The sequence below is a fragment of the Streptomyces sp. NPDC127108 genome, from assembly GCF_042677545.1.
Classification (GTDB): Bacteria; Actinomycetota; Actinomycetes; order Streptomycetales; family Streptomycetaceae; genus Streptomyces.
In genome coordinates this window covers 121,300-134,832 of sequence record NZ_JBHXTE010000002.1, presented here as the reverse complement: position 1 = coordinate 134,832, position 13,533 = coordinate 121,300, and the positions used below count along the sequence as shown (strand labels likewise).

Below are 13,533 nucleotides of genomic sequence, written 5' to 3'. Positions count from 1 at the left end.
GATTTTGCGATTTACGCGATCACTTGGGCCCGCGCCGCGAAAGGGACACAGAACAGCGATGAGAGCACCAGCAACCGCCGCCGCCCGGTACAGAACCGTCGTAACCATCGGCTCCCTCGTCCTGACCGCCCTCGCCGCGGCCCCCGCGAGCAGCGCCGCCACCTCCGCCCCCTCTTCCGGTGCCTCCGCCACCCCCTCCCCCGAGACCCTCGGCACCGCCCTCGCCGCCCAGCGCGCCCAGACCACCGGCATCGACTTCGGCCCCTGCCCGAAGGCCGAGAACCTGCCGCCGTCCGTGGAGTGCGGCACGGTCGCCGTCCCCCTCGACTACGCCCACCCCGACGGCAAGCAGATCCGGCTGACCGTCAGCCGCGTCGAGGCCACCGGGAAGTCGGGCCGGGCCGTGGTGTCGCGGCAGGGCGCGCTCGTCTTCAACCCGGGCGGCCCCGGCGCGTCCGGGATGTACTTCCCGATGGTCGGCCCGATGCCGGAGTGGCGGCGCATCGCGGCGGCGTACGACCTCGTCGGCTACGCACCGCGCGGCGTCGGCCGCTCCGCGCCCCTGTCCTGCCAGGACCCGCGGCAGTTCACCAAGGCGCCCACCAACTCGCCGACCCACCCCGACGCCTCGTACAAGGCCGAGCGGATCGCGCAGGCGAAGGCCTACGCACGCGGCTGCGCCCGCCACGCAGGACCGGACCTGCGCCACTACACCACCCTGAACAACGCCCGCGACCTGGACGTGCTGCGCGCCGCCCTCGGCGAGCGGAAGCTGACGTTCATGGGCGCCTCGTACGGCACCTACATCGGCTCCGTCTACGCGACGCTGTTCCCAGGCCACGTGCGCCGCATGGTCTTCGACTCGGCGGTCAACCCGGCCCCCGACCAGATCTGGTACGCCAACAACCTCGACCAGTCCTTCGCCTTCGAGCGCCGCTGGGCCGACTTCCGCACCTGGGTCGCCAAGCACCACAAGACGTACGGCCTCGGCACGACCCCGCAGGAGGTGCAGCGCTCCTACGAGAGCGTCCGCGCCGAGCTGACCCACAAGCCCGCGGGCGGCAAGGTCGGCTCGTCGCAGCTGCGGGCGGCGTTCCTGCGGGCCGCGTACTACGACGACTACTGGCCGATGCGGGCGACGGCCCTCTCGCAGTATCTGAAGGGCAACCCGCAGCCGCTGATCCAGCAGGCCGCGCCGCACCCGGCAGCCGCCGCCGAGGACGAGAACGGCAACGCCGTCTACACGGCCGTCGAGTGCAACGACGCCGCCTGGCCCACCGACTTCCCCACCTGGGACCGCGACAACTCCGCCCTCGCGCGGCTCGCGCCGTTCGAGACCTGGGACAACGCCTGGATGAACCTGCCGTGCGCCTACTGGCCCGCGCCCCGCCAGCAGGCCCTCGACGTGCGCGCCGCCGCCGGCGCCCTGCCGCCGACCCTGATCCTGGCCGCAGAGCGGGACGCGGCGACACCGTACGAGGGCGCACTCGAACTGCACCACCGGCTCGCGGGTTCGGTCCTGGTGACCGAGAAGGACGCGGGCACGCACGGCATCGCGGGCGGCCCGAACGCGTGCGTCAACGGCCACGTGGACGCGTATCTCCTGGAGGGCGAGCTCCCGGTGCGACGCGCGTCGTGCGCGCCGCACCCGGAGCCGAAGCCGCTGTCCGGGGCGCGGGCGGCGAGCCTCCCCAAGCCGCTCTAGGCCTCAGAGCGCGCCGAGCCGCTCCAGCGGGAACGGTGGCTGGGCCAGCGGGCGCACCGCGAGACGCGTCAGCGGCAGGGCGTTGTCGTCGCCCGCGGTGCGGTTGGCGTGCAGGACGCCGCAGTGGGTGCAGCGGTGGACGAGGACCCACTCGCCGTCTCCCCGTACGGAGATGGCGAGGGGTTCCATCCTGGCTCCGCAGTCCGCCGCCCGGTCGCCGGGAGTGTCGTCGAGGTGACGGCTCCACAGGCAGGTGGGGCAGTGGTTGCGGTGGTCGGTGCCGGGTGCGGTCATCGGGACGTCGAGGCCGCACTGCAAGCAGCGGAAGGACTGGGCGCGTGCTTCAGTGCGCGCCCGCCGAGAGGTGTTGCGTGACATGGGAGAGAGGACTCCTGAGCGATGCGGAATGGGGTGAACTCGAGAGATTCCGCAGGGCCCTGGGCATACAACACCGGCTTTCTGTCCACGCACGAGAGGCCGGACCCCAGTCGGCCCGACCTCTCGATGAAACCCGCACCGCGCGGGCGCGGCAACCGAATTACCGGCTACGCCAGACCCGCCACCAGGTCCGCCACGGACTTGCGGCGGCCGGTGAAGAACGGGACCTCCTCGCGGACGTGCATGCGGGCCTCGGAGGCGCGCAGGTGCCGCATGAGGTCGACGATGCGGTACAGCTCGTCGGCCTCGAAGGCGAGCAGCCATTCGTAGTCGCCGAGGGAGAACGAGGCGACGGTGTTGGCGCGCACGTCGGGGTAGCCGCGGGCCATCATGCCGTGGTCCTTGAGCATGCGGCGGCGGTCCTCGTCGGGCAGCAGGTACCAGTCGTAGGAGCGCACGAAGGGGTAGACCGAGACGTAGTTGCGGGGCGTCTCGTCGGCGAGGAACGCCGGGATGTGCGACTTGTTGAACTCGGCGGGGCGGTGCAGCGCCATGTTCGACCAGACCGGCTCCAGGGCGCGGCCGAGCTTGGTGCGCCGGAAGAGGTTGTACGCCTCCTGGAGCTCGTCGGCGGTCTCCGCGTGCCACCAGATCATGACGTCGGCGTCGGCGCGCAGACCGGACACGTCGTAGGTGCCGCGGACGGTGATGTCGCGGGCAGCGAGCTTGTCGAACAGCTCCTGGACCTCGTCGGCGTACCCGAGGCGGCTCTCGGGCAGGACGTCGCGCAGTTTGAAGACGGACCACAGGGTGTAGCGGATGACCTCGTTGAGGTCCTTGGCCTTCTTGCCGGCGTTCGGGATCTTGGCGGGGGCGTCGTCACTCATGCGGCTATTCTCCCGCGCCGCCGTGCAGGCTCTGCACCGGGTTGGCAGTGAGCTCGCGCACCCCGGAAAGGTCCCCTGTCAGCTGGTCGACGGCCGCGTTCGCGCTGGCGACGCAGGCCGGGATGCCCACTCCGTCGTACGCCGCCCCGCAGACCGCGAGGCCCGGCATCCGGCCCACGTGCTCGCGGACGCGGGCCACGCGCGCGTGGTGGCCGACGGGGTACTGCGGCAGTCCGCTGTCCCAGCGGGTGACGGCTGAGGCGACGGGCGCCGCGTCCAGGCCGGTGGCGGCGCGCAGGTCCGCCCGCGACACGTCGACCAGCTCGTCGTCCGGGCGGCCCAGGTCCTTCTCGTCCCCGTACCGCCCCACGGACGTACGCAGCACGAACAGATCCGGGTCCTGCTCCCCGATCCACCCCCACTTCTGGCTCGCGAACGTCGACGCCTTGATGGTCCGCCCGTCGACCGGCGGCACCAGGAACCCGCTCCCCTCGGGCAGCGCGACCGCGTCGGCACGGCGGTAGGCGAGGGTGATCAGGGCCATGGAGGCGTACTCGACGGCGCGCAGCTCGGCCGCTGCCCCGGGGACGTCGTGCTCCAGGAGACGGGCGGCGTGCGGCGCGGGCACGGCGAGGACGACGGCGTCGGCTTCCAGGTCCCAGTCGTCGACGTACACCTCCCAGCCGTCCTCGACCCGGCGCAGCCCGTGGGCCGCGGACCTCAGCAGGATCTCGCCGCCGCGCGCCCGCACCGACTCCGCGACGGCCAGGGGCAGTTGGCCGATGCCGCCGTCGATGCCCATGAAGACGGGGCCGGACTGCTGGTTCCCGGCGGCCCGTGCCTGGAGGTCGCGGACGCCCTCGGTGAGGGAGGTGTGGGTGCGGGCGGCCTCGAAGAGCTGCGGGACGGCGGAGCGCATCGAGATGCGGTACGCGTCCCCGGCGTACACCCCGCCGAGCAGCGGCTCCACCAGCCGGTCCACGACCTCGCGGCCGACCCGCCGGGCGACGTACTCCCCGACCGCGACGTCGTCACCGACCTCGGTGGGCGGCAGTTCACGGTCCCTCTCCACGCGGCGCAGGCCCTCGTCGGAGAGCACCCCGGCGACGGCGGACGCGTCGCCGGGCACGCCCATGACGTGCCCCTTGGGCATCGGCCGCAGCGCGCCGCGGGTCCAGATCGCGGCACTCGCCGTCGCCGGTGGCTGCAGCCGGTCACCGAGGCCCACCTCGCGTGCCAGACCGACCGCCTCCGGCCTGCGGGCCAGCATCGACTCGGCGCCGAGGTCGACCCCTACGCCCGCGATCTCACCCGCGCGCAGCTTCCCGCCGAGCCGGTCGGAGGCCTCCAGAACGGTGACGCGCGCTCCGGCGTCAAGGAGGCGGTGCGCGGCGGCGAGACCCGCGATCCCACCGCCGATGACGACGACGTGACCGAGACCGCCCGGGGGCCCGTCGGGGGCGGAGGAGTACTGGCTGGTCCGTGTGTCCGCTGCGCGCATGCCCCCACTCTCTCAGAGCCACTCGGCAACCCTTTCGCGCACCTGAACGCCTCCGGCCCGGGCGCCCGCGCCCTTCCGCCCCAGGCACCCGCACCCCGGCCCAGGCACCCGCCCCCCTCCGGTCCACTTCCCCCCGGCGCACTTCCGGACGAGTCCCCTCCGTGACCGCGCCGGAACCTCATCGGGACCACCCGGACCGAACATCGTGACCGGTCCCGGCGTCGTAGGAGCACACTCACCACGACCTCGGGGGTACGTCGATGCACACGTCCAGCACGTCAGGGTCATCCGGTACGGGCGGCAGGCCCGCGCCCGCCGACGCGCCACCGGCCCCGGGTGCGTCGACGCCCCTCGGCCGGGCACGGCGGGGTCCGCTCACCGGGCTCGCCGCGGTGCTCCTCACCGTGACGCTCGCGCTCGCGGGGTGCGGCGCGGGCGGTGACAGCGACGACAAGAGCAGTGACTCCGGCGGTGACCGGGCCGCGGGGGCGCAGGCCAGCCAGGCACCCGCCGACGGCAGTGGCGCCCTGACCGACGAGAGCGGGGCGCGGGAAGGCGCCAAGGCGGACGGCGACCGTGCCGGGAACGGGAAGGAGCGCGCGGGCGGCGACGCCCGGAATCCGTCCGGGCCGCTGCGGGCGGCCGACACCCACATCATCCGCACGGCCTCGCTGACCGTACGCGTCAAGGACGTGCCGCGGGCCCTGGAGCGGGCGCGGACGGCGGCCGAGGGCGCGGGCGGTCTGGTCGGCGACGAGTCCACGGACCGCGACCGGCGCGGCCACGACCGCTCCCGCGTCGTGCTCCGCGTCCCGCAGGACCGCTACGAGCAGGTCCTCTCCGACCTCGCGGGCACGGGCAAGCTGATCAGCCGCAACGCCAAGGCCGAGGACGTCACCGAGGAGGTCGTGGACGTCGAGAGCCGGATCAGGACGCAGCGGGCGAGTGTGGCGCGGGTGCGGGCACTGATGGACAAGGCCACGAAGATCAGCGACATCGTGTCGCTGGAGGGCGAGCTGAGCAGCCGTCAGGCGGACCTGGAGGCGCTGCTCGCGCGGCAGTCCTCGCTGAAGGACCGCACGACGATGGCCACCATCACGCTCACGCTCACCGAGTCGCCGCAGGCCGGTACGGACGGCAAGGACGACGACGACCCGACGTTCACGGGCGCGCTGTCCGGCGGCTGGGGCGCCTTCGTGACGATGCTGGGGTGGCTGGCGGTCGGCCTGGCGGCGGCCCTGCCGTTCGCGGCGGTCGCGGCGCTGCTGGTGCTGCTGTGGCTGCGGGTGGTGCGGCCGTGGACGGCACGGCGGGCGGTCGCGGTGCCCGCGGGGTTGGCCGTGGGCCCGGGCCGGGCCGTGGATCCGGGTGGGGCGGGCGGTGCCACGGGGCCTGGAGGCGCGGGGGGTGCGGGAGTCGCGGGAGGCACGGGAGGCGCGGGGGCCTCTGGCGGCAGCAGTCCGGCCGACCCGAGCGGCCCGAGCGGCCCGAAGACCCCGAAGGCCCCGAAGGGTTCAGGCGGTTCCTGACCTGCGCGGGGGTGGGGACGGGTCCCGGCGCGGGGGTGGGGACGAGTCCCGGTGCCGTGCCGGGGACGGCACCGGGACCCGAACTGCCCCCGCCCCGTAGCGTGTCCGCATGAGTGAACGACTGGTGGTCATCGGAGGGGACGCGGCAGGGATGTCGGCCGCGTCGCAGGCACGCAGGCTGAAGTCGCCGCAGGAGCTGGAGATCGTCGCCTTCGAGCGGGGCAACTTCACCTCGTTCTCGGCGTGCGGGATCCCCTACTGGGTGGGCGGCGACGTGGCCGAGCGGGACGACCTGATCGCGCGGACGCCCGCGGAGCACCGGGAACGCGCGATCGACCTGCGGATGCGTACCGAGGTCGTGGAGATCGACGCGCGGGAGCGGCGGGTGCGGTCGCGGGACCTCGCCTCGGGCACCGAGGAGTGGACCGCGTACGACAAGCTCGTGATCGCCACCGGCGCCCGGCCGCTGCGCCCGGACCTGCCCGGCATCGACGCCCCGGGCGTGCACGGCGTGCAGACCCTGGACGACGGGCAGGCGCTCCTCGACACGCTCACCGGGACGCCGGGCCGCCACGCCGTGGTGATCGGGGCGGGCTACATCGGCGTGGAGATGGCGGAGGCGCTGATCGGACGGGGCTACGAGGTCACCGTGGTCAACCGCGGCAAGGAGCCGATGTCCACGCTCGACCCGGACATGGGCCGCCTCGTGCACGAGGCGATGACCGGCATGGGCATCACGATGGTGAACGACGCCGAGGTCACCAAGATCCTCACCGGCGACGACGGCCGGGCCAGGGCCGTGGCCACCGAGGACCGCGAGTTCCCCGCGGACGTGGTGGTGCTCGGTATCGGCGTACGCCCCGAGACCGCGCTCGCGCGCGCCGCGGGGCTGCCGCTCGGGGAGCACGGCGGGCTGCTCACCGACCTGGCGATGCGGGTGCGCGGGCCGGTCGCGGACGAGGCGATCTGGGCGGGCGGCGACTGTGTGGAGGTCCTGGACCTGGTCTCGGGCCGGGAGCGGCACATCGCGCTCGGCACGCACGCGAACAAGCACGGGCAGGTCATCGGGTCGAACGTGGGCGGCGGGTACGCCACGTTCCCGGGCGTCGTCGGCACCGCCGTGAGCAAGGTCTGCGACCTGGAAATCGCGCGCACGGGCCTTCGGGAGAAGGACGCGCGGGCGGCGGGCCTGCAGTACGTGGCGGTGACCATCGAGTCGACGAGCCGGGCCGGCTACTACCCCGGGGCGGCCCTGATGACGGTGAAGATGCTGGCCGAGCGGCGCACGGGCCGACTGCTCGGCGTCCAGATCGTGGGCCGTGAGGGCGCGGCCAAGCGGGTCGACGTGGCGGCCGTGGCGCTGACGGCGCGCATGACGGTGGAGGAGATGACGGCGCTCGACCTCGGGTACGCGCCGCCGTTCTCGCCCGTGTGGGACCCGGTCCTGGTGGCGGCGCGCAAGGCGGTGTCGGCGGTGCGGGCGGGCGGGGCCTGAGGGGCCGGGGACGAGGCGTTCACCGTCCGGTCCGGGTGCCGCCCCGCCCCTGGCGCGGTCCGCGCTCTTGCGGCGGCGGGTTCCGGGGGCACGGCCGGACGGCACGGTGCGCGGGGCCTGATACGCCCCGCGCACCGCTCCCCCGGAACGCGTCTGCCACGCAGGTCAGAACGCGCTTTCCGGCATTCCGCCACCGCGCAGGGCAAGCCCTGAGGCGTGGCCGATTCCTTACATTGGTCCGGTCCACTGGCAGAACCCGAACACGCCGGGCGCACGCCCCATGCATGCATGCGCCACGCACTACGGAGACGAGGCAGCCCGAACCCCGCTGAGCGGCCACGCCGTCCGCACCACCGGACACACGGCGGCACCACACCCGCCCCCACCGGCCTCATCCACCCCATGCCGCACCTCCCACCAGTTACCCGCTCTTTTCCGCCACTTTTCACAGAATCGGCACGGACCCCACAAGCGGGCCGCACTATGTGACGCGTCAGAGTGGAACGAACACGCACGGCAACATGTGTTCGGAACGCTGTGGGGGGTGGTACCCGCGCGAACCGAACTCCCACCCGTCGGGGGGCGGGTGGGAGAGCGGCTGCGGATGGGGGGGTTCCCTCCCGGGGTCGAGGGGGGCGTCGTACGGCGTCGGACTCCGGGAGGGACGAACGCGCCGCTGCCCCGGCCTCCGCCAGGAGGAGGCCGGGGCAGCGCTCGCGTCGCGTGGGCGCCTCAGGCGGTACGCGTGTGGACGTACTCCACGAGGCGGGTGAGGGCGTCGGGGTCGGTGGTGGGCAGCACGCCGTGGCCGAGGTTGAAGACGTGCCCCTCGAGACCGGCGGCCGCGGCGAGCACCTCGTCGGCCTTCGCCTCGACGGCCTCGCGGGAGGAGAAGAGGACGGCAGGGTCGATGTTGCCCTGGAGCGCCTTGCCGGGACCCACCCGCCGGGCGGCCTCGTCCAGCGGCACCCGCCAGTCGACGCCGACCACGTCGGCCCCGGCCTCGCCGAGCAGCCCGAGCAGTTCGCCGGTGCCGACGCCGAAGTGGATGCGCGGCACGCCGTACCCGGCGACGGCGTCGAAGACCTTGGTGGACGCGGGCATCACGGAGCGGCGGTAGTCGGCGGGGGCCAGCGCGCCGACCCAGGAGTCGAAGAGCTGCACGGCGCTCGCGCCGGCCTCGATCTGCACCTTCAGGAAGGCGCCGGTGATCTCCGCGAGCCGGTCGAGCAGGTCGGCCCACAGCTGCGGGTCGCCGTACATCATGGCCTTGGTGTGCTCGTGGTTACGGCTCGGACCGCCCTCGACGAGGTAGCTCGCAAGGGTGAAAGGCGCACCGGCGAATCCGATGAGCGGCGTCTCGCCCAGTTCGCGCGTGAGCATGCCGATGGCCTCGGTGACGTAACCGACGTCCTCGGGCGTGAGGTCCCGCAGCCGCGCGAGGTCGGCGCGGGAGCGGATCGGCTGCTCGACGACGGGCCCGACGCCCGGCTTGATGTCGAGGTCGATGCCGATGGCCTTGAGGGGCACGACGATGTCGCTGAAGTAGATCGCCGCGTCCACGCCGTGACGGCGCACCGGCTGCAGCGTGATCTCCGTGACGAGCTCCGGCATCATGCAGGACTCCAGCATGGCCGTGCCCTCACGCACCTTGCGGTACTCGGGCAGTGAGCGCCCCGCCTGCCGCATGAACCACACCGGCGTGTGCGGCACGGGCTCACGCCTGCACGCCTTCAGGAATGCGGAGTCGTACGTAGCTGCGTTTCGCCGGCCCGTGGCCTCGTCATTGACACTCACCCCCAAAGTCTCGCACGCGCCCCACACCACAGGACGCCGGGTCAACCGGACGAAAATCACCCACGCCCAGGCGAACTCACCCCGCCCGGCAACCGACTCAGCCCGCCCGGAACCTGAGGACGAGCCGCATTCAGCCCGTCCGGCGCTTGAGGACGAGCGCGCAAGCGCGACAGACCAGCAGCCCCACGGCGGGACGCGAAAGAGACCACACCCGGCAGGATCCAGCCCGTCCGGCGCTTGAGGACAAGCGCGCAAGCGCGACACCCGAAGACCACCCGAGCCCGGGTCAAGGAGTGAGCAAAGCGCGCCCCGAGAGGGGCGCCTCCCTGCACGGAGGCGCCGTTCCCCTTAATCTTCCCCGCATGGCTGCGGCTCAAGGACAACGGTCGGACGACGCGGGCGAGATGGACGGCGCGCAGGGGGTGGTGGCGGACGCGGGTCCACCGCCGTTCCGTGCTGCCGTCGACGCGCTGCGCGGGGCACGGCTGCGGCCGCAGATCGAGGTCGAACAGACCCGGTCGCCGAAGCGGCTCGCCCCGTACGCGTACGCGCTGGAGGCGGCCGTCGTCGACGGCGAGGAGGACCTGGCGGACGGCAGGCTGGTGCTGCTGCACGACCCGGACGGGCACGACGCGTGGCAGGGGACGTTCCGGCTCGTGACGCTGGTGCGGGCGGAGCTGGAGCCGGAGATGGCGGCGGACCCGCTGCTGCCCGAGGTGTGCTGGACCTGGCTGACCGGGGCGCTCGCCGCCCGGGGCCTGGCGTGCGGGGAGCCGAGCGGGACGGTGACGCGGGCGGGCTCGCACTACTTCGGCGGGCTCGCCGAGCGCCCGCCCGCCTCCCAGATCGAGATCCGCGCGTCCTGGACGCCGCGCGAGTCGGCCGCCGGGGTGCCGGACACGGCGGCGCACCTGGCGGCGTGGTGCGACCTGCTGTGCCAGATCGCGGGGCTGCCGCCGGTGGCGGCGGCGGACGGCTCGGTGGTGTCGCTGCCACAGCGGCGGGGACCCCGTTCCACCTGAGGGCGCGGCGCGGCGGTGCCCCGGGCGGCACCGCGATGACCCCCGGCGTTGACGTGGCCGGGGGTCGAGCGCGTGCGACGGGAACGGCACGCCTGGTGAGAGGGGTTGATCGTCGGATGATCGATCACGCGTCCGAATCGCCCGAATTTGTTACTCACCAAATCGTGATCATCCCCTAAAGGCGGGTGCCATTGGTGCCGAAGAGGTCTGTGACCTTGAAACGCACGGTTCGTCCCGGCTTCATCCCCGAGCCGGTTCCGACCCGCCACCCCAGGAGGCCTGGTGTCCGTTCTCCTCGAGCAGCCCGCAAGCCTGGTCGCCTACCGCCCGAACAAGCCGACCGCCATGGTCGTCGTGGCCGACCCCCGCGTCCGCTCCACCGTGACCCGCCACCTGTGGGCCCTCGGTGTACGTGACGTCATCGAGGCCTCGTCCATCGCGGAGGCTCGTCCCCGCATCGGCAACCCCCGCGACATCTGCGTCGCCGACGTCCACCTTCCCGACGGCTCCGGCCTCACCCTCCTGTCCGAGACCCGCGCCGCGGGCTGGCCCAACGGACTCGCGCTCTCCGCCGCCGACGACATCGGCGCCGTGCGCAACGCCCTCGCGGGCGGCGTCAAGGGCTACGTCGTCACCGGCACCCGTACCAACGTGGGTCTGCCCACCCGTCCCGGCGCCGCCCCCATCGGCTCCGCCGCCGCCCGTATGCACCGGCGCCCGCCGGGCACCCCGAGCCACCCGGGCGGCTACCGCGAGCTGTCGGGCCGCGAGGTGGAGGTTCTCCGCCTGGTGGCCGAGGGGCAGTCCAACAAGGCCATCGGCGTCTCGATGGGCCTGTCCGCACTGACCGTAAAGAGTCACCTCGCCCGCATCGCCCGCAAGCTCGGCACCGGCGACCGGGCGGGCATGGTCGCGGTGGCCCTGCGCACGGGAATCATCCACTGACCGATTTACACCCCCTGGCCGCCCGTCGACGTAACGTTCCGTCGACGGGCGCCGTGCGTTCACAGATACCCTTGACAGGTGACCGACGCCCAAGAGACCGCAGCAGACAGTTCACTGCGAACCACCGGAGGCGCTCCTCCGGACGAAGGCGTCACAGGCGTCTCCGTCGAAGGGACACCGACCCCGCTCCTCGAACCGCGAGACGGCATTCCGCCCGTCGTGGCCGACTCTGCGACGCTTGCGCAGGTCATCGCGGCATTTGCCGCCGGTACGGGACCGGTGGCCGTGGACGCCGAGCGGGCGTCCGGCTACCGCTACGGCCAGCGCGCGTACCTGGTCCAGCTCCGCCGCGAGGGCGCGGGCACCGCGCTGATCGACCCCGTCGCCTGCCCCGACCTGTCCGGGCTCGGCGAGGCGCTCGCCGGCACCGAGTGGGTGCTGCACGCCGCCACCCAGGACCTGCCGTGCCTGCGGGAAATAGGCATGGTCCCGTCCAGCATCTTCGACACGGAGCTCGCCGGGCGGCTCGCCGGATTCCCCCGGGTCGGGCTCGGCGCCATGGTCGAGAGCGTCCTCGGGTACGTCCTGGAGAAGGGCCACTCCGCCGTCGACTGGTCGACCCGCCCGCTCCCCGAGCCCTGGCTGCGCTACGCCGCGCTCGACGTGGAGCTCCTCGTCGACCTCCGTGACGCCCTCGAGAAGGAGCTGGACCGGCAGGGGAAGCTGGAGTGGGCCCGCGAGGAGTTCGACGCCATCGCCTCCGCGCCGCCCGCGCCGCCCCGCAAGGACCCCTGGCGGCGTACGTCCGGCATGCACAAGGTCCGGCGACGGCGTCAGATGGCTGTCGTACGGGAACTGTGGGTGACCCGGGACCGGATCGCGCAGCGGCGTGACGTCTCGCCCGGCAAGGTCCTGAGCGACGGGGCGATCGTGGAAGCGGCCCTGGCGCTGCCCCCGAACGTGCACGCGCTCACCGCGCTGCCCGGGTTCGGGCACCGGATGGGGCGGCGGCAGCTGGAGCAGTGGCAGTCCGGGGTCGATCGCGCCCGGGCCCTGCCGGACTCCGAGCTGCCGCAGCCCGGGCAGGCGGTGGCGGGGCCGCCGCCGCCCCGCTCCTGGGCCGACCGGGACCCGGCCGCGGCCGCGCGGCTCTCCGCCGCCCGCGCCGCCGTCTCCGCGCTCGCCGAGCGCCTGAACATGCCCCAGGAGAACCTGATCACTCCCGACACGGTCCGCCGCGTCTGCTGGGAGCCCCCGTCCGACCTCACCCCCGACACGGTCGCCACGGCCCTCTCCACCCACGGCGCCCGCCCCTGGCAGATCACCCAGGTAACCCCCACCCTCACCACAGCCCTCACAACCCCGGCCCCGTAACGACGCCCCCCCCGAGGCGCCCTCCCCTCCGAGGGCGCCTCCCCCCATCCCCAAGAACGCCCTCCCCCGCCGCTACGCGGCGCTCCCTCCCACCCGCCCACCCACAAAGTCGCAGGCGGGCGTCGGGCCGAAACACCACGACAACGGGCCGAACGACGAGGCCGGGCCCGCACTCCGCAACGCCGGGCCCCGAGCGACGGCCATAAGGCCGACCACCGTGGCGACGGGCTGGACGGAGGCTTCGGGCTGACCACCGTGGCGACGAGCCGGGCAGAGTCTTCGGCCGACCACCGTGGCGTCGAGCCGGGCAGAGGCTTCAGGCCTGCACACCGGGACGGCAGGCCGAACGGAGGCTTCAGGCCGACCACCGTGGCGACGAGCCGGGCAGAGGCTTCAGGCCTGCACACCGGGACGGCAGGCCGAACGGAGGCTTCGGGGCTGCACGCCGTGACTACGGACCCGGGCGGCGGGCATCCAGGCAGCCCCTCGTGGCGACGGGCCGGGCAGAGGCTTCGGGCCCACCATCGCACTTCCAGGGTGCTCGGCAACCCCCTAGCCAACGCACCCTGCGACAGGCCGAACGACGGCTTCGCGACGACACACGGACACGACGGGCCGCGCGGCACGCCCGCAGCCCGGACGTCCGCCTCCGGCGGTGCGACTGGGGCGGCAGTCACGGGTGGGCGGGTGGGGGAACCGCCGCGTAGCGGTGGAGGGGAGCAGGCGGGGCACCGGGGAGGGGTGCGCCCCGGGCCAGGGCCAGGGGCCGTGAAGCGGAGGGAGTCGTCCGGGTGTGCGCCGCATGTGATGTGCGCCTCCCCGGACCAGCCCTTGGCCTCATAGTTACCGACAAGTAGCATGACTGGAGGAAGCGCGCCGCAGGCGCACCGCACCCTGGAG

At 73.5% G+C, this 13,533-nt stretch carries 10 protein-coding genes; 6 read left to right on the top strand and 4 right to left on the bottom strand.

Annotated elements, in window-relative coordinates; translation table 11 throughout:
* Window positions 1-58 precede the first annotated feature (58 nt).
* The gene (locus tag ACFVHO_RS02085) at window positions 59-1,705 is read left to right on the top strand and encodes an alpha/beta hydrolase (protein ID WP_385708864.1); all 1,647 of its coding nucleotides are present in this window, start codon (window positions 59-61) and stop codon (window positions 1,703-1,705) included.
* A gap of 3 nt (window positions 1,706-1,708) precedes the next feature.
* Here ACFVHO_RS02085 and ACFVHO_RS02080 read toward each other — a convergent pair whose 3' ends face one another.
* From ACFVHO_RS02080 to hemG, 3 genes are all read right to left on the bottom strand, one after another.
* Entirely contained in the window at window positions 1,709-2,083 is a 375-nt protein-coding gene (locus ACFVHO_RS02080) for an RNHCP domain-containing protein (protein ID WP_385708862.1), read from the bottom strand.
* A 167-nt stretch (window positions 2,084-2,250) separates the two neighbouring features.
* Window positions 2,251-2,970, bottom strand: coding sequence for a hydrogen peroxide-dependent heme synthase (gene hemQ / locus ACFVHO_RS02075; RefSeq protein ID WP_385708860.1), 720 nt, complete (start codon window positions 2,968-2,970; stop codon window positions 2,251-2,253).
* A gap of 4 nt (window positions 2,971-2,974) precedes the next feature.
* Window positions 2,975-4,471: a protoporphyrinogen oxidase gene (hemG, locus tag ACFVHO_RS02070; RefSeq protein WP_385708857.1), complete on the bottom strand. Its 1,497-nt coding sequence runs from the start codon at window positions 4,469-4,471 to the stop codon at window positions 2,975-2,977.
* Window positions 4,472-4,731: 260 nt separating this feature from the next.
* Between hemG and ACFVHO_RS02065 the strand changes: the two genes are divergently transcribed.
* Both ACFVHO_RS02065 and ACFVHO_RS02060 read left to right on the top strand, forming a co-directional pair.
* A complete protein-coding gene (locus ACFVHO_RS02065) occupies window positions 4,732-6,000 on the top strand; it encodes a DUF4349 domain-containing protein (RefSeq protein ID WP_385708854.1) in 1,269 nt (422 codons plus the stop codon).
* A 109-nt stretch (window positions 6,001-6,109) separates the two neighbouring features.
* Entirely contained in the window at window positions 6,110-7,495 is a 1,386-nt protein-coding gene (locus ACFVHO_RS02060; RefSeq protein ID WP_385708851.1) for an FAD-dependent oxidoreductase, read from the top strand.
* Between the two features lie 732 nt (window positions 7,496-8,227).
* On the opposite strand, the gene hemE is transcribed toward ACFVHO_RS02060, so the two are convergent.
* Window positions 8,228-9,292, bottom strand: coding sequence for a uroporphyrinogen decarboxylase (hemE, locus tag ACFVHO_RS02055; protein WP_385708848.1), 1,065 nt, complete (start codon window positions 9,290-9,292; stop codon window positions 8,228-8,230).
* A 362-nt stretch (window positions 9,293-9,654) separates the two neighbouring features.
* On the opposite strand from hemE, the gene ACFVHO_RS02050 reads away from it, so the two are divergent.
* The 3 genes from ACFVHO_RS02050 to ACFVHO_RS02040 all read left to right on the top strand — a co-directional run bounded on the left by ACFVHO_RS02050 (window position 9,655) and on the right by ACFVHO_RS02040 (window position 12,633).
* The gene (locus ACFVHO_RS02050) at window positions 9,655-10,314 is read left to right on the top strand and encodes a DUF3000 domain-containing protein (protein WP_385708846.1); all 660 of its coding nucleotides are present in this window, start codon (window positions 9,655-9,657) and stop codon (window positions 10,312-10,314) included.
* 282 nt (window positions 10,315-10,596) lie between these two features.
* Window positions 10,597-11,259 carry a response regulator transcription factor gene (locus ACFVHO_RS02045; protein WP_016643199.1) on the top strand — a complete coding sequence of 221 codons (663 nt, stop codon included), beginning with the start codon at window positions 10,597-10,599 and terminating at the stop codon, window positions 11,257-11,259.
* A 78-nt stretch (window positions 11,260-11,337) separates the two neighbouring features.
* Window positions 11,338-12,633, top strand: coding sequence for an HRDC domain-containing protein (locus ACFVHO_RS02040; protein WP_385708843.1), 1,296 nt, complete (start codon window positions 11,338-11,340; stop codon window positions 12,631-12,633).
* Window positions 12,634-13,533: the final 900 nt, after the last annotated feature.